The sequence below is a fragment of the Formosa sp. A9 genome, assembly GCF_051200825.1.
Taxonomy (GTDB): domain Bacteria; phylum Bacteroidota; class Bacteroidia; order Flavobacteriales; family Flavobacteriaceae; genus Formosa.
In genome coordinates, this window is record NZ_CP195158.1 from 762,713 (window position 1) to 787,021 (window position 24,309).

General features: G+C 34.2%; 35 protein-coding genes. 30 read left to right on the forward strand and 5 right to left on the reverse strand.

The window, feature by feature from the left end:
• Positions 1–18: 18 nt before the first annotated feature.
• The 29 genes from rplP to ACR9EA_RS03365 all read left to right on the forward strand — a co-directional run bounded on the left by rplP (position 19) and on the right by ACR9EA_RS03365 (position 19,263).
• Positions 19–438 (forward strand): 50S ribosomal protein L16, encoded by a 420-nt coding sequence (gene rplP, locus ACR9EA_RS03225; RefSeq protein WP_435137451.1) that lies wholly within the window; start codon positions 19–21, stop codon positions 436–438.
• 13 nt (positions 439–451) lie between these two features.
• Positions 452–643 carry a 50S ribosomal protein L29 gene (rpmC, locus tag ACR9EA_RS03230; protein WP_435137454.1) on the forward strand — a complete coding sequence of 64 codons (192 nt, stop codon included), beginning with the start codon at positions 452–454 and terminating at the stop codon, positions 641–643.
• A gap of 12 nt (positions 644–655) precedes the next feature.
• Entirely contained in the window at positions 656–913 is a 258-nt protein-coding gene (gene rpsQ, locus ACR9EA_RS03235; protein ID WP_053991431.1) for a 30S ribosomal protein S17, read from the forward strand.
• A gap of 2 nt (positions 914–915) precedes the next feature.
• A complete protein-coding gene (rplN, locus tag ACR9EA_RS03240) occupies positions 916–1,284 on the forward strand; it encodes a 50S ribosomal protein L14 (protein WP_435137458.1) in 369 nt (122 codons plus the stop codon).
• An 11-nt stretch (positions 1,285–1,295) separates the two neighbouring features.
• Entirely contained in the window at positions 1,296–1,607 is a 312-nt protein-coding gene (gene rplX / locus ACR9EA_RS03245; RefSeq protein ID WP_435050654.1) for a 50S ribosomal protein L24, read from the forward strand.
• A gap of 2 nt (positions 1,608–1,609) precedes the next feature.
• The gene (rplE, locus tag ACR9EA_RS03250; RefSeq protein WP_435137461.1) at positions 1,610–2,161 is read left to right on the forward strand and encodes a 50S ribosomal protein L5; all 552 of its coding nucleotides are present in this window, start codon (positions 1,610–1,612) and stop codon (positions 2,159–2,161) included.
• Positions 2,162–2,164: 3 nt separating this feature from the next.
• Positions 2,165–2,434 (forward strand): 30S ribosomal protein S14, encoded by a 270-nt coding sequence (gene rpsN / locus ACR9EA_RS03255; RefSeq protein ID WP_435050652.1) that lies wholly within the window; start codon positions 2,165–2,167, stop codon positions 2,432–2,434.
• A gap of 70 nt (positions 2,435–2,504) precedes the next feature.
• The gene (gene rpsH / locus ACR9EA_RS03260) at positions 2,505–2,903 is read left to right on the forward strand and encodes a 30S ribosomal protein S8 (protein ID WP_435050651.1); all 399 of its coding nucleotides are present in this window, start codon (positions 2,505–2,507) and stop codon (positions 2,901–2,903) included.
• Positions 2,904–2,920: 17 nt separating this feature from the next.
• Positions 2,921–3,463, forward strand: a complete 543-nt coding sequence (gene rplF / locus ACR9EA_RS03265) for a 50S ribosomal protein L6 (RefSeq protein ID WP_435137465.1) — start codon at positions 2,921–2,923, stop codon at positions 3,461–3,463.
• A gap of 13 nt (positions 3,464–3,476) precedes the next feature.
• Entirely contained in the window at positions 3,477–3,833 is a 357-nt protein-coding gene (gene rplR, locus ACR9EA_RS03270; protein WP_435137468.1) for a 50S ribosomal protein L18, read from the forward strand.
• A 6-nt stretch (positions 3,834–3,839) separates the two neighbouring features.
• Entirely contained in the window at positions 3,840–4,364 is a 525-nt protein-coding gene (gene rpsE / locus ACR9EA_RS03275) for a 30S ribosomal protein S5 (RefSeq protein WP_435050648.1), read from the forward strand.
• An 11-nt stretch (positions 4,365–4,375) separates the two neighbouring features.
• Entirely contained in the window at positions 4,376–4,558 is a 183-nt protein-coding gene (rpmD, locus tag ACR9EA_RS03280) for a 50S ribosomal protein L30 (protein ID WP_435137471.1), read from the forward strand.
• Positions 4,559–4,570: 12 nt separating this feature from the next.
• Positions 4,571–5,023, forward strand: a complete 453-nt coding sequence (gene rplO, locus ACR9EA_RS03285; protein WP_435137473.1) for a 50S ribosomal protein L15 — start codon at positions 4,571–4,573, stop codon at positions 5,021–5,023.
• 16 nt (positions 5,024–5,039) lie between these two features.
• Complete coding sequence (secY, locus tag ACR9EA_RS03290; protein WP_435137476.1) at positions 5,040–6,383, forward strand: preprotein translocase subunit SecY; 1,344 nt, start codon at positions 5,040–5,042, stop codon at positions 6,381–6,383.
• A gap of 13 nt (positions 6,384–6,396) precedes the next feature.
• Positions 6,397–6,612 carry a translation initiation factor IF-1 gene (gene infA / locus ACR9EA_RS03295; RefSeq protein WP_007094967.1) on the forward strand — a complete coding sequence of 72 codons (216 nt, stop codon included), beginning with the start codon at positions 6,397–6,399 and terminating at the stop codon, positions 6,610–6,612.
• 4 nt (positions 6,613–6,616) lie between these two features.
• Entirely contained in the window at positions 6,617–6,733 is a 117-nt protein-coding gene (ykgO, locus tag ACR9EA_RS03300; protein WP_013305171.1) for a type B 50S ribosomal protein L36, read from the forward strand.
• Between the two features lie 107 nt (positions 6,734–6,840).
• Positions 6,841–7,215, forward strand: a complete 375-nt coding sequence (gene rpsM / locus ACR9EA_RS03305) for a 30S ribosomal protein S13 (RefSeq protein WP_435137480.1) — start codon at positions 6,841–6,843, stop codon at positions 7,213–7,215.
• A 96-nt stretch (positions 7,216–7,311) separates the two neighbouring features.
• Positions 7,312–7,704, forward strand: coding sequence for a 30S ribosomal protein S11 (rpsK, locus tag ACR9EA_RS03310; protein WP_435137483.1), 393 nt, complete (start codon positions 7,312–7,314; stop codon positions 7,702–7,704).
• Between the two features lie 182 nt (positions 7,705–7,886).
• Entirely contained in the window at positions 7,887–8,492 is a 606-nt protein-coding gene (gene rpsD / locus ACR9EA_RS03315) for a 30S ribosomal protein S4 (RefSeq protein WP_435137486.1), read from the forward strand.
• A gap of 95 nt (positions 8,493–8,587) precedes the next feature.
• Complete coding sequence (locus ACR9EA_RS03320; protein WP_435137489.1) at positions 8,588–9,580, forward strand: DNA-directed RNA polymerase subunit alpha; 993 nt, start codon at positions 8,588–8,590, stop codon at positions 9,578–9,580.
• 60 nt (positions 9,581–9,640) lie between these two features.
• Complete coding sequence (gene rplQ, locus ACR9EA_RS03325; protein WP_435137492.1) at positions 9,641–10,123, forward strand: 50S ribosomal protein L17; 483 nt, start codon at positions 9,641–9,643, stop codon at positions 10,121–10,123.
• A gap of 92 nt (positions 10,124–10,215) precedes the next feature.
• A complete protein-coding gene (locus tag ACR9EA_RS03330; protein WP_435137495.1) occupies positions 10,216–10,938 on the forward strand; it encodes a hypothetical protein in 723 nt (240 codons plus the stop codon).
• Positions 10,939–10,970: 32 nt separating this feature from the next.
• Positions 10,971–12,074 (forward strand): glutamine-hydrolyzing carbamoyl-phosphate synthase small subunit, encoded by a 1,104-nt coding sequence (gene carA / locus ACR9EA_RS03335; protein WP_435137498.1) that lies wholly within the window; start codon positions 10,971–10,973, stop codon positions 12,072–12,074.
• Positions 12,075–12,239: 165 nt separating this feature from the next.
• Positions 12,240–13,529 carry a phosphopyruvate hydratase gene (eno, locus tag ACR9EA_RS03340; protein ID WP_435137501.1) on the forward strand — a complete coding sequence of 430 codons (1,290 nt, stop codon included), beginning with the start codon at positions 12,240–12,242 and terminating at the stop codon, positions 13,527–13,529.
• Positions 13,530–13,688: 159 nt separating this feature from the next.
• On the forward strand, positions 13,689–14,975 hold the full coding sequence (locus ACR9EA_RS03345) for a citrate synthase (RefSeq protein ID WP_435137504.1): 1,287 nt from the start codon (positions 13,689–13,691) through the stop codon (positions 14,973–14,975).
• Between the two features lie 90 nt (positions 14,976–15,065).
• The gene (locus ACR9EA_RS03350) at positions 15,066–15,980 is read left to right on the forward strand and encodes a dimethylarginine dimethylaminohydrolase family protein (protein ID WP_435137507.1); all 915 of its coding nucleotides are present in this window, start codon (positions 15,066–15,068) and stop codon (positions 15,978–15,980) included.
• Between the two features lie 76 nt (positions 15,981–16,056).
• Positions 16,057–16,650 carry a SprT-like domain-containing protein gene (locus ACR9EA_RS03355; RefSeq protein ID WP_435137510.1) on the forward strand — a complete coding sequence of 198 codons (594 nt, stop codon included), beginning with the start codon at positions 16,057–16,059 and terminating at the stop codon, positions 16,648–16,650.
• A gap of 16 nt (positions 16,651–16,666) precedes the next feature.
• The gene (locus ACR9EA_RS03360) at positions 16,667–17,746 is read left to right on the forward strand and encodes a mannose-1-phosphate guanylyltransferase (RefSeq protein ID WP_435137513.1); all 1,080 of its coding nucleotides are present in this window, start codon (positions 16,667–16,669) and stop codon (positions 17,744–17,746) included.
• A gap of 2 nt (positions 17,747–17,748) precedes the next feature.
• Entirely contained in the window at positions 17,749–19,263 is a 1,515-nt protein-coding gene (locus ACR9EA_RS03365; RefSeq protein WP_435137516.1) for a DUF389 domain-containing protein, read from the forward strand.
• Here ACR9EA_RS03365 and ACR9EA_RS03370 read toward each other — a convergent pair.
• Both ACR9EA_RS03370 and ACR9EA_RS03375 read right to left on the reverse strand, forming a co-directional pair.
• Positions 19,260–20,030, reverse strand: a complete 771-nt coding sequence (locus ACR9EA_RS03370) for an ABC transporter ATP-binding protein (RefSeq protein WP_435137519.1) — start codon at positions 20,028–20,030, stop codon at positions 19,260–19,262. The genes ACR9EA_RS03365 and ACR9EA_RS03370 overlap by 4 nt on opposite strands.
• Complete coding sequence (locus ACR9EA_RS03375) at positions 20,030–20,767, reverse strand: MlaE family ABC transporter permease (RefSeq protein ID WP_435137522.1); 738 nt, start codon at positions 20,765–20,767, stop codon at positions 20,030–20,032. The genes ACR9EA_RS03370 and ACR9EA_RS03375 overlap by 1 nt, the downstream gene beginning before the upstream one ends.
• 112 nt (positions 20,768–20,879) lie before the next feature.
• On the opposite strand from ACR9EA_RS03375, the gene pafA reads away from it, so the two are divergent.
• Entirely contained in the window at positions 20,880–22,535 is a 1,656-nt protein-coding gene (pafA, locus tag ACR9EA_RS03380) for an alkaline phosphatase PafA (protein WP_435137524.1), read from the forward strand.
• A gap of 34 nt (positions 22,536–22,569) precedes the next feature.
• Here the strand turns inward: pafA and ACR9EA_RS03385 are convergent, their stop codons facing one another.
• Genes ACR9EA_RS03385 through ACR9EA_RS03395 form a run of 3 tightly spaced genes read right to left on the reverse strand, consistent with a single transcriptional unit; the run spans position 22,570 to position 24,308 of the window.
• Positions 22,570–22,836 (reverse strand): acyl-CoA-binding protein, encoded by a 267-nt coding sequence (locus ACR9EA_RS03385; protein ID WP_435137527.1) that lies wholly within the window; start codon positions 22,834–22,836, stop codon positions 22,570–22,572.
• 10 nt (positions 22,837–22,846) lie between these two features.
• Positions 22,847–23,497 (reverse strand): phosphatidylserine decarboxylase family protein, encoded by a 651-nt coding sequence (locus ACR9EA_RS03390; protein WP_435137530.1) that lies wholly within the window; start codon positions 23,495–23,497, stop codon positions 22,847–22,849.
• Complete coding sequence (locus tag ACR9EA_RS03395; protein ID WP_435137533.1) at positions 23,487–24,308, reverse strand: phosphatidate cytidylyltransferase; 822 nt, start codon at positions 24,306–24,308, stop codon at positions 23,487–23,489. Before ACR9EA_RS03395 ends, ACR9EA_RS03390 begins: the two co-directional genes overlap by 11 nt.
• Position 24,309 lies beyond the last annotated feature (1 nt).

Below are 24,309 nucleotides of genomic sequence, written 5' to 3' on the forward strand. Positions count from 1 at the left end.
TTTTTAAAGTAAAGAAAAATGTTACAGCCTAAAAGAACAAAATTTCGTAAACAACAAAAAGGACGTATGAAAGGGAACTCTCAAAGAGGTCACCAACTTTCTAACGGAACTTTTGGAATAAAATCGCTTGATTCGAATTTTTTAACATCGCGTCAAATAGAAGCAGCACGTATTGCCGCTACACGTTACATGAAAAGAGAAGGACAACTTTGGATTAAAATATTTCCAGATAAGCCTATAACAAAGAAACCTCTTGAAGTACGTATGGGTAAAGGTAAAGGTGCCGTAGAATATTGGGCAGCTGTTGTAAAACCTGGTAGAGTACTTTTTGAAGTAGGAGGAGTGCCATTAGACATTGCTAAAGAAGCATTACGTTTAGCCGCACAAAAATTACCAGTTAAAACTAAGTTTGTTATCGCTAGAGATTACGAAGCATAATTTATTTGATGTTATGAAACAATCAGAAATTAAAGAATTATCTACAGCTGAGTTACAAGAGAAACTTGGTGAGACAAAAAAGAGTTATTCAGACCTGAAAATGGCACATGCAATATCTCCTTTAGAAAATCCAATTCAATTACGTAGCGTAAGACGCGATGTTGCTAGAATTGCGACCGAATTAACTAAAAGAGAATTACAATAATTCTGCTGAAAGATGGAAAAAAGAAATTTAAGAAAAGAACGTATAGGAGTTGTTACTAGTAACAAAATGCAGAAATCTATTGTAGTTTCTGAAGTTAAAAAAGTAAAGCACCCTATGTATGGTAAGTTCGTGTTAAAAACAAAAAAATACGTTGCACACGACGAGACTAACGATTGTAACATTGGAGATACTGTTAAGATCATGGAAACACGACCTATGAGTAAATCTAAATGTTGGAGACTAGTTGAAATAATTGAAAGAGCGAAGTAATTATGGTACAACAAGAATCAAGATTAAAAGTTGCCGATAACACTGGAGCAAAAGAAGTATTAACAATACGTGTTCTGGGTGGTACTAAAAGAAGATACGCTTCTGTAGGAGACAAAATAGTTGTTTCTGTTAAAGATGCTACACCTAATGGTAACATTAAAAAAGGTGCTGTATCTACTGCAGTTGTAGTTCGTACTAGAAAAGAAGTAAGACGTCCAGACGGATCTTATATCAGATTCGACGACAATGCTTGTGTATTATTAAACCCAGCGGGCGAGATGAGAGGTACACGTGTATTTGGACCTGTTGCTAGAGAACTTCGTGATAAACAATTCATGAAAATTGTATCATTAGCACCTGAAGTGCTTTAATGACTTATAAGATGACAAAGCTTAAAATAAAATCAGGAGATACTGTAAAAGTAATAGCCGGAGATCACAAAGGATCTGAAGGGAAAGTACTTAAAGTATTAATAGATAAGAACAAAGCGATTGTTGAGGGCGTAAACTTAGTGAAGAAACACACCAAGCCAAGTGCACAAAACCCTCAAGGAGGAATCGTAGAGAAAGAAGCTCCTATTCAAATCTCTAACTTGTCGTTGTTAACTGCTAAAGGCGAAACAACACGAGTAGGGTACAGAATGGAAGGCGATAAGAAAGTGAGATTTTCTAAAAAATCTAATGAAGTAATATAGTTATGGCATATTCACCGAGACTTAAAGAAGAGTATAAAAGCAGAGTAATTGCAGCTCTTACAGACGAATTTGGATATAAAAATGTAATGCAAGTACCTAAATTAGAGAAAATAGTAATCTCTAAAGGTGTTGGTGCTGCCGTTGCAGACAAAAAGTTAGTAGACTACGCAGTAGACGAATTAACAACTATATCTGGACAAAAAGCTATAGCAACAATTTCTAAAAAAGACGTTGCATCGTTCAAATTACGTAAAGGTATGCCAATTGGGGCAAAAGTTACTTTACGTGGCGAAAGAATGTATGAATTTTTAGACCGTTTAGTTACTTCTGCCTTACCACGTGTAAGAGATTTTAATGGAATTAAAGCTACAGGATTCGACGGAAGAGGTAATTATAACCTTGGTATTACAGAACAAATCATCTTCCCTGAAATTGATATCGATAAGGTAAATAAAATTACAGGAATGGATATTACTTTTGTAACATCTGCCGAAACTGATAAAGAAGCAAAATCATTATTAACAGAATTAGGTTTACCATTTCAAAAGAACTAAGATATGGCTAAAGAATCAATGAAAGCCCGTGAGGTAAAAAGAGCAAAAACAGTAGCTAAATATGCAGAAAAACGCAAAGCTTTAAAAGAAGCTGGCGATTACGAAGCATTACAAAAGTTACCAAAAAATGCTTCTCCTGTACGTATGCACAACAGATGTAAACTAACAGGACGTCCAAAAGGGTACATGCGTACATTTGGTATTTCTCGTGTATTATTCAGAGAAATGGCAAATAACGGTCTTATTCCAGGTGTTAAAAAAGCAAGCTGGTAAAAAAATAATTATAAATTGGTTTCAGGTTCGGGAGTAACATCCCGAAAACCAAAACCGCAAATTAATACATATGTATACAGATCCAATAGCGGATTATCTTACAAGAATTAGAAACGCAGTGCGTGCTAACCACAGAGTGGTAGAAATCCCTGCTTCTAATCTTAAAAAAGAAATCACAAAAATATTATTCGAGCAAGGATATATTTTAAGTTACAAATTCGACGATTCTACTGTACAAGGAACTATTAAAATAGCTCTTAAGTACAATAAAGAAACAAAAGAACCTGTAATTAAAAAGATTCAAAGAATCAGTAAACCTGGTTTACGTAAGTACGCAAGTTCATCAGAACTACCTAGAATTTTAAATGGTCTTGGTATTGCTATCGTTTCTACTTCTCACGGAGTAATGACAGGAAAGCAAGCACAAGCAGAAAATGTAGGTGGCGAAGTTTTATGTTACGTTTACTAATTTAAAGACTATAAGAAATGTCAAGAATAGGTAATAACCCAGTAGGGATTCCAGAAGGAGTTACAGTAGATGTTAAAGATAATGTTGTAACAGTAAAAGGAAAATTAGGAGAATTATCTCAAGAGTTTTCTAACGTTGCAATTAAAGTCGAAGACGGAAATGTTATAGTTGAACGTTCTTCTGATAAGAAAGAAGAAAAATCTAAACACGGACTTTACAGAGCACTTATTAACAACATGATTGAAGGTGTATCTAAAGGTTGGACTAAAGAATTAGAATTAGTAGGTGTTGGATATAGAGCAAGTAATCAAGGACAAAAACTTGATATGGCATTAGGATTTTCTCATAATATTATTTTAGATATTGCTCCAGAAGTAAAAGTTGAAACAGTATCAGAGAAAGGTAAAAACCCTATAATTAAACTAACATCGCACGATAAGCAACTTGTAGGACAAGTAGCTGCTAAAATCCGTGATTTTAGAAGACCAGAACCTTATAAAGGAAAAGGTATTAAGTTTGTAGGAGAAATATTAAGAAGAAAAGCAGGTAAATCAGCTTAATAATTTATAAGTTATGGCGTTAACAAAAAACGAAAGACGATTAAGAATTAAAAGCAGAGTCCGTAAAATAGTTTCTGGTACAGAAGCTAGACCAAGATTATCTGTTTTTAGAAGTAATAAAGAAATTTATGCTCAAATAGTAGATGATGTAACTGGTAAAACTATCAGCTCAGCATCTTCAAGAGATAAAGACATTAGTGCTGCAAAAGGAACTAAATCAGAAATTGCCGCTTTAGTGGGGAAATCTGTGGCTGAAAAAGCTTTAAAAGCTGGTGTAGAAACTATTTCTTTTGATAGAGGTGGTTATTTATACCATGGTAGAGTAAAATCATTAGCAGAAGGAGCTAGAGAAGCAGGACTTAAATTCTAAGAAATTATGTATCAAAAATACAAAAGCGCAGAGCTAGTAAAACCAAGTGGATTAGATCTTAAAGATCGTTTAGTTGGTGTACAGAGAGTTACAAAAGTAACTAAAGGTGGTAGAGCATTTGGTTTCTCGGCAATCGTAGTGGTTGGAGACGAAGCAGGTGTAGTAGGTCACGGTTTAGGAAAATCTAAAGATGTTGCAAGTGCTATTGCAAAAGCAGTAGAAGATGCAAAGAAAAATTTAGTGCGTATTCCAATCGTAAAGCGTACATTGCCACACGAACAAAAAGGAAAATTTGGTGGAGCAAGAGTAAACATCATTCCTGCTGCTCCTGGTACAGGAGTTATCGCTGGTGGAGCTGTGAGAACAGTTTTAGAAGCCGTAGGAGTGCACGATGTATTATCTAAATCTCAAGGTTCATCAAACCCTCACAACGTTGTTAAAGCAACTTTTGATGCATTATTACAATTAAGAAGTGCAGAATCGATTGCTCGTGAAAGAGGAATTTCATTAGAGAAAGTTTTCAAAGGTTAAAAGCAAGAACGATGGCAAAGATTAAAGTAACAAAAGTTAAAAGCGCAATAAATCGTACATTAAGACAAAAAAGAACTTTAGAGGCTTTAGGTCTTAAACGTATTGGGCAAGTTGTAGAGCACGAAGCTACACCAAATATTCTTGGTATGGTTGCTAAAGTAGAACACTTAGTTTCTGTTGAAGAAACTAAATAATAAAACTGAGAAATGGATTTAAGTAATTTAAAACCTGCAGAAGGTTCAGTTAAAGGCCAAGGGAAAAGAGTAGGACGCGGACAAGGTTCTGGAAAAGGTGGTACCGCTACACGTGGTCACAAAGGAGCTAAATCTCGTTCTGGTTATTCTAAGAAAATCGGATTCGAAGGTGGACAAATGCCACTTCAAAGACGTGTTCCTAAATTTGGTTTTACTAACATTAACCGCGTAGAGTACCAAGGGGTAAACCTAGATACTTTACAACAATTGGTTGATGATAAGAAAATTAACGACACAGTAGATTTAGACACTTTAATAGCTACAGGTGTAACTGGAAAGAACGATCTAGTTAAAATCTTAGGTAGAGGTGAACTAAAAGCAAAATTAAAAGTAACTGCTCACAAATTTACTGCTTCAGCAAAGGCTGCTATAGAAGCGGCAGGAGGAGAAGCTGTAACTTTATAATCACACGTAATAGAGCATGAAATTTATAGAAACGTTAAAGAATGTTTGGAAAATAGAAGAACTAAGAAATAGAATCATCTTAACAGTTGGTTTATTATTAGTTTATCGTTTTGGTGCACAAGTTGTTTTACCAGGTATAGATGCAGCACAATTAGAAGCCTTACAAGATAGTACAGATTCTGGACTATTAGGTTTATTAAATGCGTTTACTGGTGGGGCTTTTGCTAATGCATCAATATTTGCCTTAGGTATTATGCCTTATATTTCTGCTTCTATTGTAGTGCAGTTAATGGGAATTGCGATTCCTTACTTGCAAAAATTACAAAAAGAAGGTGCAAGTGGGCAGAAGAAAATTAATCAAATTACACGTTGGTTAACTATAGCTATTTGTTTGGTTCAAGCACCAAGTTATTTAGCGAGTTTACCAACTTTAGGTATCCCACAAAGTGCCTTTTTATTAGGGCAAGGTGGATTGTTCTATTTTTCTTCTATCATCATTCTAGTAACTGGTTGTATCTTTGCTATGTGGTTAGGTGAAAAAATAACAGATAAGGGTATTGGTAATGGTATTTCACTTTTAATTATGGTGGGTATTATTGCACGTTTGCCAGTATCGTTTTTTCAAAATGCAGCATCAAGATTAGAGGGTAATAACGTTATGTTAATCCTTATAGAATTGGTGTTGTGGTTCGTAATCATATTCGCATCGATTATGCTTATTATGGCAGTTAGAAAAATTGCAGTACAATATGCAAGACGTACCGCTACTGGAGGCTATGAGAAAAACATTATGGGGTCTAGACAATACATTCCATTAAAACTTAACGCTTCTGGAGTAATGCCAATTATATTTGCTCAAGCTATTATGTTTGTGCCAGGTCTTATTGGTCAGACGTCTTTTATGAAAGATTCTGCCGCTGGACAATGGTTACAATCTCAATTTTCTGATATATTCGGATTTTGGTATAACTTGTTATTTGCCTTATTAATTATAGTATTTACCTACTTTTATACCGCTATTACTGTTCCTACGAACAAAATGGCAGACGATTTAAAACGTAGTGGTGGTTTCATCCCTGGTATTAGACCAGGATCTGAAACTTCGGAATACTTAGATAAAATCATGTCGCAAATAACATTACCGGGTTCTATTTTCTTAGCTATTATTGCTGTGTTCCCAGCAGTTATTGTAAAGTTAATGAACGTACAATCGGGTTGGGCCTTATTTTTTGGTGGTACATCACTATTAATTTTGGTAGGAGTTGCAATCGACACGATGCAACAAGTAAACTCTTACTTGTTGAACAGACACTATGATGGCTTGATGAAAACTGGTAAAAATAGAAAAGCAGTCGCTTAATTATTATATTACAATGGCAAAACAAGCAGCAATAGAACAAGACGGAACAATTATTGAAGCATTATCTAATGCTATGTTTCGTGTTGAGTTAGAAAATGGTCACATTGTGACAGCACATATATCTGGTAAAATGCGTATGCATTACATTAAGTTATTACCAGGAGATAAAGTAAAATTAGAAATGAGTCCTTACGATTTAACTAAGGCCAGAATAACTTATAGATACTAATACGATGAAAGTAAGAGCATCAGTTAAAAAAAGAAGTGCAGATTGTAAAATCGTGCGCAGAAAAGGTAGACTTTACGTAATTAACAAAAAGAACCCTAGATTCAAACAAAGACAAGGTTAAAACTAGAAAAAAGTCATTAGTAATTAGACGTTAGATGAGAATCTGTTCGAAATAGAAATGTTTAGGATTCTAACAACTAAAAGCTAACAACTAAAAACTAAAAAAGTATGGCAAGAATTGCAGGTGTAGACATACCAAAAAACAAAAGAGGAGTAATCTCTTTAACTTATATCTACGGAGTAGGTAAAAGCAGAGCAAAAGATATCTTGGCAGCAGCTAAGGTTGACGAAAACACTAAAGTACAAGATTGGACAGACGACCAAATTGGTAACATTCGTGAGGCTGTATCTTCTTATACTATTGAAGGTGAACTACGTTCTGAAACACAATTGAGCATTAAACGTTTAATGGATATTGGTTGTTACAGAGGTATTCGTCACAGAGCTGGTCTTCCTTTAAGAGGGCAACGCACCAAGAACAACTCTAGAACAAGAAAAGGTAGAAGAAAAACTGTTGCTAACAAGAAAAAAGCAACTAAATAATTAAGTCATTAGTATTTAGCTGTTAGATGAATCTGTTTGAAATTGAAAAGTTTAGGATTCTATCACTAACAACTAACAACTAGAAACTAAAAGAATATGGCAAAATCAAATACAAAGAGTACTAAAAAACGTAAAGTTGTAGTAGACTCTGTAGGGGAAGCTCACGTTACTGCTTCTTTTAACAACATCATTATCTCGCTTACTAACAAAAAAGGAGACGTTATTTCATGGTCTTCTGCTGGTAAAATGGGATTTAGAGGATCTAAAAAGAACACGCCTTACGCTGCACAATTAGCGGCAGAAGATGCTGCAGCAGTAGCTCAAGAGGCTGGTCTTAAAAAAGTAAAAGTATATGTTAAGGGACCAGGTAACGGTAGAGAATCAGCTATCCGTTCTATCCACAATGCAGGTATAGAAGTAACAGAAATTATCGATGTTACTCCATTACCACACAACGGATGTCGTCCTCCAAAACGTAGAAGAGTATAATTTTACACTCTAAATAATAAAAAAATTAATATCAGCTTCAATATACAGTTGGTATTAATTTTTTTTATATGTACATTTGCACACTGAAAAAATATAACAACAAGTATAACAAGAGATTAACGATTATCGAAGGATAAGATTTATAAGACCTTAATTCATAATCACTCTTAAATTTAATTAAAATGGCAAGATATACTGGTCCTAAAACTAAAATAGCTCGTAAATTTGGCGAGGCTATATTTGGAGACGATAAGTCTTTCGAAAAAAGAAATTACCCTCCTGGGCAACACGGTGCTAACAAACGTCGTGGTAAAAAATCGGAATATGCAATTCAATTAATGGAAAAGCAAAAAGCTAAATATACTTATGGTATTTTAGAGCGTCAATTCCGTAACATCTTCAAAAAAGCAACAGCAGCTCCTGGAATTACAGGTGAAGTATTATTACAATTATGTGAATCTCGTTTAGATAACGTCGTGTTTAGAATGGGTATTGCTCCTTCTAGAAGCGGTGCTAGACAATTAGTATCTCACAGACATATTACTGTAAACGGAGAGATTGTAAATATTCCTTCTTACCAATTAAAAGCTGGAGATGTTGTAGCTGTACGCGAGAAATCTAAATCGTTAGATGCTATCGAAAGATCTTTATCTAACTCTAGTCAAGTGTACGAATGGATTACTTGGAATTCTGAAACTAAACAAGGTACTTATGTGTCTGTTCCTGCAAGAATCCAGATCCCAGAAAACATTAACGAGCAATTCATCGTCGAATTATACTCTAAATAATAACTAAAAACATTGGTATTTGGCCAAAGGGTTTATTCGTACTTCTTCAAACTTATAGACCGCGCAACTAAATAACAATTAAAACGAAGAACAATATGGCAGTATTTAATTTTCAAAAACCCGACAAAGTAATCATGATCGATTCTACTGATTTCGAAGGTAAATTCGAATTCAGACCATTAGAACCTGGTTATGGACTAACAGTTGGTAATGCATTACGTAGAGTTTTACTTTCTTCATTAGAAGGTTTTGCTATTACCTCGGTTAGAATTGAAGGGGTAGACCACGAATTTTCAACAATTCCTGGTGTTGTAGAAGACGTAACAGAAATTATTTTAAATTTAAAACAAGTACGTTTTAAAAGACAAATAGAAGATGTAGATAACGAGTCGGTATCTATTTCAATTTCTGGTCAAGAACAAATTACAGCAGGGGATTTCCAAAAATTTATTTCTGGCTTTCAAGTGTTAAATTCAGATTTAGTAATCTGTAATTTAGATCCTAAAGTGAGCGTGAATATGGAAATTACTATCGAAAAAGGTAGAGGTTATGTTCCTGCAGAAGAAAATAAAAAAGCAACTGCTCCTATTGGAACAATTTTTACAGATTCTATTTACACGCCAATTAAAAATGTTAAATATAGCATCGAAAATTACCGTGTAGAGCAAAAAACGGATTACGAAAAATTAGTGTTCGAAATCCAATCAGATGGTTCTATAACTCCGCAAGACGCGTTAACAGAAGCAGCTAAAACACTTATTCACCACTTCATGTTATTCTCAGACGAAAGAATTACATTAGAAGCTGATGAAATCGCACAAACAGAAACTTACGATGAAGAATCACTTCATATGAGACAGTTACTGAAAACTAAATTAGTAGATATGGATCTGTCTGTACGTGCCTTAAACTGTTTAAAAGCAGCAGAAGTTGATACTTTAGGAGATTTAGTATCGTTCAATAAAAACGATTTAATGAAGTTCCGTAACTTCGGTAAAAAATCTTTAACAGAATTAGAAGAACTAGTAAATGTTAAAGGTCTTAATTTCGGAATGGATTTGTCGAAATATAAATTAGATAAAGATTAATTAATCATATTTTGCTCCTCGAATAATCGAGTTTGGTAGCAAGATGATAACACAAATGTCATGAGACACGGAAAAAAAGTAAATCATTTAGGTAGACAAACAGCGCACAGAAAAGCAATGTTAGCCAATATGGCTTGTTCTTTAATCGAGCACAAACGTATTAATACTACCGTAGCTAAAGCAAAAGCTTTAAAACAATTTGTAGAGCCTTTAGTAACAAAATCTAAAGAAGATACAACCCACAACAGACGTCTAGTTTTTAGTAAATTAAGACAAAAAGATGCCGTTTCTGAGTTATTTAGAAATGTTGCAACTAAAGTTGGGGACAGACCAGGTGGATATACTCGTATTATTAAACTTGGAAATCGTTTAGGAGATAACGCTGATATGGCAATGATAGAATTAGTTGATTACAACGAAATCTATAACGCTGGTAAAGCAGAAAAGAAAACTACACGTAGAAGTAGAAGAGGTGGTTCTAAAGCTGCTCAACCTGCTGCTCCTGCTGTAGAAGAGACTAAAGCTTCAAACGAAGAAGAATAAATGATAAATCATTTTTCAAATATTAAAAAAAGCTATCCTGTTAGGGATGGCTTTTTTTTTATATTTGCCTCAACTAATAAAAACATATAAACATGAAATACCTACCAATTGTAATTTTCGCCTTATCAAGCCTTTGTGTATCTGCCCAAGCAAAAGAATTAAGTGTTTTAAACGAATTAAGAGAAAATCAATCTAGACCAAAACCTTTGTTAGGTCCAGGCTCTACAATTACCGCCTACAAACCTAATACAGCTTCAGATATTAAAGGTTCGGTTTATTTGTTTGATACTTGGTATTTAGGTTCAAAAATTTATTTCGAAAATCAGGAAGATCCAGTAAGAATTGATGGCTGTAATTTTAATATCAAAGACGAAGGTTTTGAAATGATGTATTCTGGCGATTCTATTTTCAGCATTAATTCAGCATATGTAGATAAAGTACTTATTGCAAATAAAACTTTCAAAAAGTATATCGATCCAGACTTAAAAACAAATCTTTTTTTCGAAGAAGTATATGCATCAGATAAAATGGTTCTTCTAAAAAAATATGAGCTAGATATAAAGGAAGGCATGGTAAACCAAATGACTGGTAATAAACTTAACCCAGACAAATATGTGACAAAAGAAACCTATTTTGTTGTAGAAGACCAAGAAAATCCAATTCTGGAAGAAACCAAACTAAATAAAAAATTAGTAAATAGTTTAATTACTGAAGAAGACCAAGCGAAAGTAAAGAAATATGCAAAAGATAAGCATCTGTCTTATAAAGAAGAAACCGATGTAAGATATATTTTGAACTACGCAAAATCTATTTAATAACATTCAATTTTTTGACTTATATAAAAACAATGAAATATCAGAAAAAGAAACAAGCAGTCGTGTTGTTAGCAGATGGTACCATTTTTTATGGTAAAGCTGTTGGAGGTAAAGAAGGAACTGCCTTTGGCGAAGTATGTTTTAATACCGGAATGACTGGTTATCAGGAAATTTTTACAGATCCATCGTACTTTGGTCAAATCATGGTTACAACCAATGCCCATATTGGCAATTATGGTACTCAAGAAGATGAAGTTGAATCTGATAACATTAAAATTGCTGGTTTAATTTGTAAAAATTTTAGTTACGATTATTCAAGAGCTTCTGCCGATTCTAGTTTAGAAGATTTTTTAAACGCAAACAACTTATTAGCAATATCCGATGTAGATACGCGTGCTCTAGTAAGTTACATTAGAGATAATGGCGCTATGAATGCTGTAATTTCTACAGATGTAGATAATATTGAAGGACTTAAAAAACAATTGGCTGATATTCCAGATATGAATGGTTTGGAATTAGCTTCAAAAGTGTCTACAAAAGAACCTTATTTTGTAGGTGATGAAAATGCAGATATTAAAATTGCAGCCCTCGATTTAGGAATAAAGAAAAACATTTTAAGAAATCTTGCAAAACGTGGTGCCTATATTAAAGTGTATCCTTATAACGCTACTTTCGAAGAATTAAGCTCTTGGAACCCAGATGGCTATTTCTTATCAAACGGACCTGGAGATCCAGAACCTTTATTAGGAGCACAAGCTGTGGCTAAAGAAATTTTAGACAGAAACCTACCTGTTTTTGGTATTTGTTTAGGGCATCAAGTAATCGCTTTGGCTAATGGCGTATCTACTTATAAAATGCATAACGGCCATAGAGGTATTAATCACCCTGTAAAAAATTTACTAACAGGAAAAGGCGAAATAACTTCACAAAATCACGGGTTTGCAGTTAATAGAGAACAAGTAGAAGCACATCCTGATTTAGAGATTACACATGTACATCTTAACGACGATACAGTTGCAGGCTTAAAAATGAAAAATAAGAATTGTTTTTCTGTACAATACCATCCAGAGGCCAGTCCAGGTCCACACGATGCCGATTATTTGTTCGATCAGTTTATCGAAAACATTAAAAAATAAAACAATAAAACCTCAGAAAAAATTGCTTTTTCTGAGGTTTTTTCTTTACGAAAACATTATAGTGAAAATATTGCATAAATATAAAGGCAAATGTTAAATTATAGTGTATCTATTTTGTAATTTAGTAGTTAGAAAAACTTAAAATAACATTAAAAAATTAATACGATGAGCATAATAATTAATATTCATGCAAGACAAATTTTAGATTCGCGTGGTAATCCAACGGTAGAGGTAGATGTACTTACAGAAAATGGTGCTTTAGGTAGAGCGGCAGTTCCTTCAGGAGCATCTACAGGAGAGCATGAAGCAGTAGAGTTAAGAGACGGTGGCGATTCTTATATGGGGAAAGGCGTTTCTAAAGCAGTGGAAAATGTGAATACCATTATAGCTCAAGAATTATTAGGAACTTCTGTTTTCGAACAAAATCAAATCGATCAAATTATGATTGATTTAGATGGAACACCAAACAAATCAAAATTAGGTGCTAACGCCATTTTAGGTGTGTCTTTAGCTGTTGCTAAAGCTGCTGCTTTCGAATTAGGCGTGCCTTTATACCGTTATGTTGGTGGTGTATCTGCTAATACTTTACCAGTACCAATGATGAATATCATTAACGGTGGTTCTCATAGCGATGCGCCAATTGCATTTCAAGAATTTATGATTATGCCTGTTAAAGCCAAAAACTTTACACATGCTATGCAAATGGGAACCGAGATTTTCCATAACCTTAAGAAAGTACTTCACGATCGTGGTTTAAGTACGGCAGTTGGAGATGAAGGTGGTTTTGCTCCAACATTAGAAGGTGGTACCGAAGATGCTTTAGATTCTATTAAATTGGCCGTAGAAAAAGCAGGATACAGTTTTGGAGACGATATAATGATTGCTTTAGATTGTGCTTCTGCAGAATTCTTTGTAGATGGTAAGTACGATTACTCTAAATTTGAAGGGCCTACAGGGAAAGTTAGAACAAGCGCAGAACAAGCTGATTATTTAGCAGAATTGGTGGCAAAATATCCTATTATATCTATTGAAGACGGTATGGATGAAAACGACTGGGACGGTTGGAAATTGCTAACCGAAAAAATAGGTGATAAAGTACAATTGGTAGGCGACGATTTGTTTGTAACTAACGTAGAGCGTCTATCTCGTGGTATCGATGAAGGTATTGCAAATTCAATCCTTATTAAAGTAAACCAAATCGGTTCTTTAACTGAAACTATTGCTGCTGTAAACATGGCTAAAAATGCTGGATATACATCTGTAATGTCTCACCGTTCTGGAGAGACCGAAGATAACACCATTGCAGATTTAGCAGTAGCCTTAAATTGTGGCCAAATTAAAACAGGTTCTGCATCGCGAAGCGACCGTATGGCAAAGTATAATCAATTATTACGTATAGAAGAAGAGTTGGCAGATGTGGCTTATTATCCACAATCCAAAGCTTTTAAATTCTAAATTCGTAGAATAGTTTAAAATGGCGGTTATTAAATTAAATAATCGCCATTTTTTTTGTAAAAAATCTACTAAAACCTTTATTTATTAGCTTTAAAATTCATGAGATATTTCGTATTTTAGCGAGCAGCTAAAAAAATAGAAAAATTCAATAAAATAAATATGTCAAAAACAGCTAAATTAGAAATAGATGGAAAGAAATACGAATTTCCATTAATTACTGGAACAGAGAATGAAGTCGCTATAGATATTAAGAATTTAAGATCTGGAACAGAGGAAGTTATAACATTAGACCCAGGTTTTAAAAATACAGGTTCTTGCGAAAGCGCCATAACATTTTTAGATGGAGAAAAAGGAATTTTAAGATATAGAGGGTACTCCATTGAAGAATTAGCTGAAAAAGCAGACTTTTTAGAAGTTGCATATTTATTAATCTTTGGAGAGCTTCCAACAAAAGAACAAAACGATAAATTTCATAACGATATTAAAGCCGAAGCTGTAGTTGATGAAGATGTTAAGAAAATTTTAGAATCGTTCCCTAAGTCGGCTCACCCAATGGGAGTGATTGCATCGTTAACCAGTGCTTTAACAGCATTTAATCCTTCGTCTGTAAATGTAGAATCCGAAGAGGATATGTATAAGGCCATCGTTAAGATTATGGGGAAATTCCCTGTTTTAGTAGCTTGGACATTACGCAGAAGACAAGGTTTACCATTAAATTACGGAAGCGACGAAATAGGATATGTTGAGAACATTTTAAAAATGATGTTCGAAAAACCTAATCACCCATACGAGCAAAATAAAATACTTGTAAACGCTTTAGATAAATTATTAATCTTACATGCAGATCACGAACAAAACTGTTCAACCTCTACAGTACGTATAGTGGGGTCGTCGCATGCTGGTTTATTTGCTTCATTATCTGCAGGGATTTCTGCATTATGGGGGCCTTTACATGGTGGTGCTAACCAAGCTGTATTAGAAATGCTTGAGGCTATTAAGACAGATGGTGGCGATACTAAAAAGTATATGGCTAAGGCTAAGGATAAAAAAGATCCATTCCGTTTAATGGGATTCGGTCACCGTGTTTACAAAAATTTCGATCCGCGTGCTAGAATCATTAAAAAAGCTGCAGATGAAGTTTTAGGCGATTTAGGTATTGAAGATCCAATTTTAGATATCGCTAAAGGTTTAGAAAAAGAAGCGTTAGAAGATCAGTATTTTGTAGATAGAAAGTTATATCCTAATGTAGATTTTTATTCAGGTATTATTTACAGAGGTATGGGTATACCAACAGATATGTTTACCGTAATGTTTGCTTTAGGTAGATTGCCAGGTTGGATTGCACAATGGAGAGAAATGCGTTTACGTAAAGAGCCAATTGGACGTCCTCGCCAGCTTTATACAGGAGCAACCTTAAGACCGTTTGTAGATATAGACAAACGCTAATTAAGTACTAATAAAATATAAATGTCATTTTAATCTAGTTGCGAATTTTTCGTTTATCGAGATTAAAATGACATTTTTTATATATAGATTATGTTATCATTACACGTAAAAAATGAAACGTCAAGACTAAGAGCTGTAGTGTTAGGTACAGCCGTTAGTAACGGGCCAACGCCTAGTGTAGAAGAGGCTTACGACCCTAAATCTTTAGAGCATATTAAAGCAGGAACATATCCTGTAGAGAGCGATATGGTAAAAGAAATGGAGGCTGTTAATCGGGTTTTTGAAAAATATAATGTGCAGGTTTTCCGTCCTACAATTATTCCAAATTACAATCAGATTTTTGCTAGAGATATCGCTTTTGTTATAGATGATATTTTTATTAAAGCCAATATATTACCAGATAGAGAGCAGGAACTAGAAGCTTTAAACCATGTTTTAGCGCAAATAGATTCCTCTAAAATTGTGAAACCACCAGAGGAAGTTCATATTGAAGGTGGTGATGTTATGCTATGGAACGATTACATTTTTATAGGCACTTATCGTGGCGAAGATTATGCCGATTACATTACGGCCAGAACAAACCATTATGGTGTAGAGTTTATAAAACAGTTATTCCCAGATAAAATAGTTAAAGATTTCGATTTAGTAAAATCTAAAACAGAGCCAAGGGATAATGCATTGCATTTAGATTGTTGTTTTCAGCCTGTAGGAAAAAACAAAGCGATAATGTATAAAGACGGATTTAGAGTTAAAGAGGAATATGAGTATTTGCTGAATTTATTTGGGGCAGATAATGTATTTCAGATTACCAGAGAAGAAATGTACCACATGAATAGTAATGTGTTTTCTATCGATGAAAATGTAGTCATTTCAGAGCGAAACTTTACTCGTCTTAATGCTTGGTTACGTGCCAATGGTTTTGTGGTAGAAGAGGTGCCTTATTCCGAAATTTCTAAGCAAGAAGGTTTGCTAAGGTGCTCTACAATGCCTTTAGTTAGAGATTAAGTTTACATTGGTTTTTTGTTTTTATAAAGGTAAATTAATATTGCCCATATTCTATAAAATTTTACTTTTGTAAGTAATGCAGGAAACTTTAAAACCTTACATTCCAGAACATGCTTACCCAAGAGTTTTAACATTGTTGCAACACGACAATTTAAGTGTTTTTGTTAAGCAAGAGCGTAAAACAAGGCATGGCGATTATAGGCGATTACCTAATGGAACCCATCAAATTACGGTAAATTCTAATTTAAACCCGTATCGGTTTTTAATTACCTTAATTCATGAAATAGCACATTTTGAAGCTTTTAAAAACTATGGAAGACATATCAAACCCCATGGTAAGGAATGGAAGATTACGTTTCAGCATTTAATGTTACCTTTTTTAAACCCCGATGTTTTTCCGAATCAGCTATTACCTTTATTGGCAAAGCATTTTAAAAATCCAAAAGCGACTAGCGATACCGATGCAGTTTTAGCTTTAGCTTTAAAACAATATGATGAAAATTCAGATAAAACGTATATTTTTGAAGTACCCATAGGGAGTTTATTCCAGATATATAATGGTAGACGTTTTAAAAAAGGTAAAAAACGCGTAAAACGTTATGAATGCGTAGAGCTTAAAACAGGAAAGTTATACCTTTTTAATCCCAACGTAGAAATAGAAATCCTTTAAGAGAAAAATTGATAGTATGAATTCAAATTATTATGCCATAATTATGGCCGGTGGAGTAGGATCGAGATTTTGGCCAGTAAGCACGAATAGCTTTCCAAAGCAATTTCACGATATGTTGGGTACAGGTGAAACACTTATCCAAAAAACATTTAGACGCTTAACGAAGTTTATTCCAGAACAAAATATATATATATTAACCAACGAATGTTATAACGATATTGTTCTTGAACAATTACCAGAGATATCTCAAGGTCAGGTGGTTTTAGAGCCAGCCATGCGTAACACAGCGCCATGTATATTATATGCGGCTCTTAAAATTCAAAAAGAGAATCCTAACGCTTTAATGCTAGTAGCGCCAAGCGATCATTGGATTGAGGATGAAACTGCTTTTTCTAAAAATGTGTTAACCGCTTTCGATTTTTGCGAGAAAAACGATGCGTTAATGACTCTTGGTATACAGCCAACTTTTCCTAATACTGGCTATGGTTACATAGAGTACGATACCAACACCCAAGCAGCGGTTAAGCCCGTAGCGCAATTTAGAGAAAAACCAGATTACGAAACAGCTAAATCCTTTATTCAACAAGGGAATTTTGTGTGGAATGCTGGTATTTTTATGTGGAGTGTACAGAGTGTGCTTAAAGCTTTCCAAAATAATCAACCCGAATTATTTACTCTTTTTCAAGACGGAATTCCTGCGTACAACACCAATTTAGAGGCCGATTTTATTAAAGAAAATTATGGTAAAGCAGAGAACATATCTGTAGATTACGCTATCATGGAAAGCTCAAAAAACGTATTTGTGTTGCCAGCAGAGTTCGATTGGAATGATTTAGGAACTTGGGGAAGTTTGTACGATAAGCTCGATAAAGATACCGATAATAATGCTGTTATTAATGCTAGAACCCTTGTAGAGGATGCTTCTGGTAATATGATTAGAACTAAAGACAATAAAATTGTAGTTGTAGAAGGATTAAACGATTACATAATTATTGATAAAGACGAAGTTTTGCTTATCTTTCCAAAAGAAAAAGAACAAGACATTAAGCAAGTTCGCACAAAAGTAGCGAATGCTTTTGGTGAGCAGTACAGTTAAATATGACCAAAAATAAGTTTAATTTTTCTGAAGAAGAAGAAAAGAAGGAACAACAAGCTGCTAATGAAGCTCAGGACGCAGCAGTAGAAGAGTCTAAAGAAGCTATAAAAAAGGAAGCTAAAGGTTTATTTGTAAGCATAAAAACCTTTCTGTCCGATTTATTAGATTTTAGGCAAGATACCGATCAACAAGCCACAATAGAAGCGATAAAAGGCGATATTCCTTTTAAAGGCGCAACGGCTTGGATTTTAATTTGTTCCATATTTGTAGCCTCCATAGGGTTAAATGCAAACTCTACAGCCGTAGTTATAGGTGCCATGTTAATTTCTCCCTTAATGGGGCCAATTTTGGGTATCGGACTTTCCGTGGCTATAAACGATATCGATACTTTAAAGAAATCACTAGTCAATTTTGGGGTTATGATTTTTTTAAGTGTTTTAACCGCATTTTTCTTTTATAAATTCTTTCCCTTACAAATTGAGTCTTCAGAATTATTGGCGCGAACAAAACCCGATATACGCGATGTATTGATCGCTTTTTTTGGGGGAGCTGCTTTAATTATAGCGCGAACCAAACGCGGTACAATTGCTTCGGTTATTTTTGGTGTAGCCATTGCAACCGCTTTAATGCCTCCCTTATGTACAGTAGGTTATGGTCTTGCTGTGGCTTGGGAAGACTTTTCTAAGGGTATTCGCTATGCTTCAGGAGCTTTTTACCTGTTTATTATCAATACGATTTTTATAGCGTTGGCTACGTTTATTGCTTTAAAGATTTTACGTTTTCCTATGATTAAATACGTAAACTCTAAAAAACGTAAGCGTATCTCGCAAATTGCTTCTGTACTAGCGATTGTTGTTATGATTCCGGCTATTTGGACTTTTATAGATGTACTTAAAGAGAGCAGATTTAACAGAGAAGTACAGTCGTATTTAGATGTAGAATTAAGAGGTTTACCACAATACGAGTATGTAAAAAAGAATGTAGTTTACAGCTATTCTAATAAAGAGGAGGGCTCTGTAATACAACTTAATACTTATGGGTTAAGTTACATACCAGAAGAAACGGTAGATTTATTGAAAGCAAGATTACAAGATTATCCGGCATTAAAAGGAACTAATTTAGTAATAAACCAAAGACGATCTAATTTCGACCATGTAAAATACATGGAACAATTACGATCTAGGGATTCGTTGGATTTACTATCTCAAAGTCAAAAAATAGCTTTTCTAGAAAAAAGATTATCGCAATTACAATATTTAGAGAATAAAACTATTCCGTTTGAAGCCATAATTAAAGAAGTTCATATTCTGTATGGCGATTTAGATCGATTTAGTTACTCACCTGTAATTACGTCTGATTTCAAAAAAACAGATACGGTGCCTGTTTTTGTAGTGCGATGGAAAAAAGACAGTAAATTAAAGGAGACAGAACGAGCATCTAAAAATTCAGAACTGCAAGAGTGGCTTAAGTATAAACTTAATTTAGATACCTTAGTGGTAAGTGAATCGAAACATTAAAGATTGTTTTCTTCAATGTACATTTTGCGAACTTTTTTAAATAATTCCGAAGAATAGACGAAGTCTGTAACGGTTTCGTTATCGGTTTTAAAAATGGTTTCGTGAGAACCTTCCCAAGCCTTTAGACCATCTTTAAGAAATACGATTTTTTCTCCTATTTCCATAACCGAATTCATGTCGTGGGTGTTAATTACTGTTGTAATATCGTATTCGTTTGTGATCTCTTGTATTAGGTTATCTATTACAATAGCTGTTTTAGGATCTAATCCAGAATTGGGTTCGTCGCAAAACAAGTATTTAGGTTTGTTTACTATGGCACGGGCTATAGCGACACGTTTTTGCATTCCTCCTGAAGCTTCAGAAGGTAGTTTGTTGTGGGCGCCTTCAAGATTTACACGTTTTAAAACAAAGTTTACACGGTCGTCCATTTCAGAATTACTTTGTTTGGTAAACATTCGCAACGGGAATTTAACATTTTCGGCTATAGTCATAGAATCAAACAAGGCGCTACCTTGAAAAACCATGCCGATTTCTGAACGCAATTCACGTTTTTGGTCTTCTGTTAATTTAGAAAATATACGGCCCTCGTACGAAATGCTGCCTTGCTCGTAATCAAATAAACCTAACAAGCATTTTAAAAATACGGTTTTACCAGAGCCACTTTGCCCAATAATTAAGTTAGTTTTTCCTTTTTCGAAAGTTGTACTTATGCCTTTTAAAACATGGGTGTCTCCAAACGATTTATGTAAATCTTTAACTTCTATCATTAGCTTAAAAGAATTTGGGTTAAAATAAAGTTTAGCGTAATAATGGCAACACTGGTCCATACAAACGACACCGTACTCGCTTTACCAACATCTAAGGCGCCTCCTTTCATGTAAAATCCATGATACGATGGTATAGTAGCTAATAAGAAGGCAAAACCAAAGGTTTTAATAAAGGCATATATAATGTGGTAAGGAATAAAATCTTCTTTTAAACCAGTTACATAATCGTTAATAGTGGCGAACTCTCCAAAATAACAAGCTGCAAGGCCTCCCATAATACCTAAAAACATAGAAATAGATATTAAAAACGGATATAATAAAAGAGCAATTAGCTTTGGGAACACGAGATAATTTAAAGCGTTAATCCCCATAACTTCTAGGGCATCTATTTGTTCGGTAACGCGCATGGTACCAATGCTAGATGTTATAAACGATCCTACTTTACCAGCCATAATAACCGACATAAATGTGGGCGCAAATTCTAAAATTACAGATTGTCTGGTTGCAAAGCCAATTAAAGATTTTGGTACAAGCGGGTTGTCCATATTCAATGCCGTTTGTATGGTAACTACGCTTCCAACAAAAAATGAAATAAAGGCAACAATACCTAACGACCCTATAATTAAATCGTCTATATCTTTAAGAATGAGTTTTTTCATTACCGACCACTTGGTAGGCTTTTTAAAAATCTCAATAATCATTAAGGCATAAGCGCCTATATAGTGAAGATAATTCATACAGTAAATTATAACTGCTAAAGTAAAAAAATACTATAACTTATTTAATGATTATTTAAATTAAGAGGGCTTTTAAAAATTGTACTTTTGCTGTTCTAAATAAAAATTAAAAATGAAATATTTAAAATACAGCATAATTTTAGCTTTAATTAGTTTTAAAGGATTTTCACAAAATAGTAATCAATTTAGTTCGCAGGACGATATTTATGTTAAACCGAAATTGGTAGTGGGTGTAGTAGTAGACCAAATGCGCTACGATTATTTAACCCGATTTTATACTAAATATGGAGATGGTGGTTTTAAACGCTTAATGAATGAAGGTTTTAATTGTAAAAACAATCATTTTAATTATATACCAACCAAAACGGCGCCAGGCCATGCTTCAATTTATACAGGAACAACACCAAAGGGTCATGGTATAATTGGCAACGATTGGTACGATAAAACTACAAAAAGTAGCGTGTATTGTGCCGGCGATGACAGTGTGAATGCTGTTGGAACAACATCCGATGCTGGTAAAATGTCTCCGCACCGCATGCTTACAACAACGTTTTCAGACGAAAACAGATTATTTACCCAAAACCAAGGCAAAACGATAGGTATTTCTATAAAAGACAGAGGCGCTATTTTACCTGCAGGGCATACCGCAAATGCTGCTTATTGGTTTCACGGTAAAGATGAGGGCGTTTTTATTTCTAGTACGTATTATCAACAAGAGTTACCAAAATGGGTAGAACGTTTTAATGCATCTAAAACTGTAAAATCGTATTTAAAAGATTGGAATACCTTGTATAATATAAAAACATACACAGAAAGTGGCGACGATTTAAATGACTTTGAACATGGTTTTGATGGTAAAGAAACGGCTACTTTTCCTTACGATTTAAAACGCTTAAGTAAAACTAACGATGGTTTCGATATTTTAAAAACGACTCCTTACGGAAACAGCATAGTAACAGATTTTGCTATGGAAGCTATTGAAGGAGAGGATTTAGGTAAGGACGATATTACAGATGTTTTAACTGTAAGTTATTCCAGTACAGATTATGTTGGACATAATTTTGGAGTAAATTCTAAAGAAGTGCAAGACACATACCTGAGGTTAGACAAAGAGTTAGAACGGTTTTTGAAATACTTAGACAAGACAGTAGGCGAAGGCCAGTATACTTTATTTTTAACCGCAGACCACGGTGCTGTAGAGGTTCCTGCATATTTAGAATCTCAGCACATACCAGCGGGTTATTTTAATAAAAAAGAATTTAAAACCCAGTTAAATGAATTCATGTCGTCTACATTTGGTGCTTCAGATTTAATCGAAAATATCAGTAACAATCAGATATTTTTAGATCGTGCTAAATTGAAAGCCATGAAATTGGATTTGAGTATGGTGCAAGACAAAATAGTTAAGGAATTAGAAGGTTATAATTACATTTATAAAGTCTATGCAGCTTCTACATTGGTGCACCAAGCATTTACTTCTGGTATAGAGGAATTATTAGAAAATGGCTATAACCAAAAGCGATCTGGCGATATATTATACGAATTCGAACCTGGTGTAACGTCTTCTGGCAAAAAGGGATCAGCGCATAGTACAGGTTTAAATTACGATACCCATGTGCCGTTATTGTTTTTCGGAAAAGGTGTGAAGCACGGAAGTACGCTTCAAAAAACTCGAATTATAGATATCGCACCAACAATTTCTGGTTTATTGGGTATTAGCTTTCCTAACGGGGCAACTGGTCAGCCTTTAGAATTCGTTTTAAAATAAAATAGAAGAGGATAATAATTATTTCTTGTGCAGTTTACTTTCTGTACAAGAAATAATTGTTTACTAAGTCTATGTAAATGCGTTTAGCCTCGTCTTCAGAAATATTTTGCACCTGAAATAAGGCATTTGTTTTGAAGGCATTAATGATGGGTTTGCTACTGCTAGGTCTGCCGTAATCGTTAGTGGCTTTTTTGTAATAGGCATAAAGACGCAAAAGAAAATCGGCAGGAAACGGTCCCTGGAAATTATTGATGCGATCTACAGCATCTTTAAATTCTTCATCTAATTGTTTTGAAGCCATAATAGCTACTTTATAATTGCGCTATAATACTTTCTCCGCCTTTAACCTTGTCGTTAAGATTAACTTTAATGTCGGTACCTAAAGGTAAAAATAAATCTACTCTAGAACCAAATTTTATAAACCCAGAGTCTGATGCTTGCACAACTTTATCGCCAACTTTGGCATAGTTTACAATACGTTTAGCAAGAGCACCTGCAATTTGGCGATGTAAAACTTTACCAAACGATGCATTTTCTACAACTACAGTAGTACGTTCGTTTTCTTCGGAAGCTTTAGGGTGCCAAGCCACTAAATATTTTCCAGGGTGGTATTTACTAAATACAACCTCGCCACCAATAGGGTAGCGCGTTACGTGTACATTAATTGGCGACATAAATACACTAACCTGAATGCGTTTGTCGTTAAAATATTCTTTTTCGAAAACTTCTTCAATAACAACTACTTTGCCATCTACAGGCGATAATACTTGGGCGTCGTTTAATTGGCCTTTACGTTTTGGGTTTCTGAAAAATTGAAGAATTAGTACCAGAAACACAAAAAGTGTAAAAAACAGTATGTTTCTTAACCATGTTAACGATACTACATTATCTATAATTAAAAATGAAGCAATTACTAATACAAATGTAATTAGTATAATTTTAAAACCTTCTTTATGAAACATAATTCAAAATTCTTAAAAACAAATAAATAAAAGGAGCTGCAAAAATTATGCTGTCTAATCGATCTAATAAACCACCATGGCCAGGCATAATAATACCGCTATCTTTAACATTAACTTGGCGTTTAAATTTAGATTCAACTAAATCGCCAAGTGTACCAAAAACGCTAACAATTATAGCCAAAATAAGCCAATGGTTAAAGTTTAAGGTGTGCGTAAAGGTAGCAATAAAATAACTAGCAATACACGAAAAAAAGAGCCCGCCAATAAAACCTTCGACTGTTTTTTTGGGTGATATTTTTTCGAAGAGTTTTTGTCTGCCAAAATTTTTGCCAACTAAAAAGGCGAACGTATCGTTAACCCAGACTAAAATAAACGATCCTAATAAGATGGATGGATGATAAGCGTTTTCGAATCGTGCAATTAAAATTAAAAACACAAAGGCGCTCGATAAGTAAAAACTGGTTAGTAAGAAACGTTTAAACTTAAAAATTTGAATACCCTTTTTAGAAAATAAATCTTTAATTAGAAACAATTCTATAAAAACAGAAAGTACCAATAAAATTTGCGAGGCTTCGTTAAGGCCACTTAAATCTGGATAAACTAAGTGCCAAAAGCCAAAAATCAGGTAGATTATTATAAAGATAAGGTAGGCAGTAAATCCTCTAAAATCGATTAGTTTTTTGAATTCGGCAACACAAATAAGTCCGAAAATAAAAAATAAAATGGTGAGTGCCTGTTCGTTAAATAACGAAACAATAAGAAGTGTAATATATATTAAACCAAAAATAGATCTGGTAAGAATTTCTTTCATG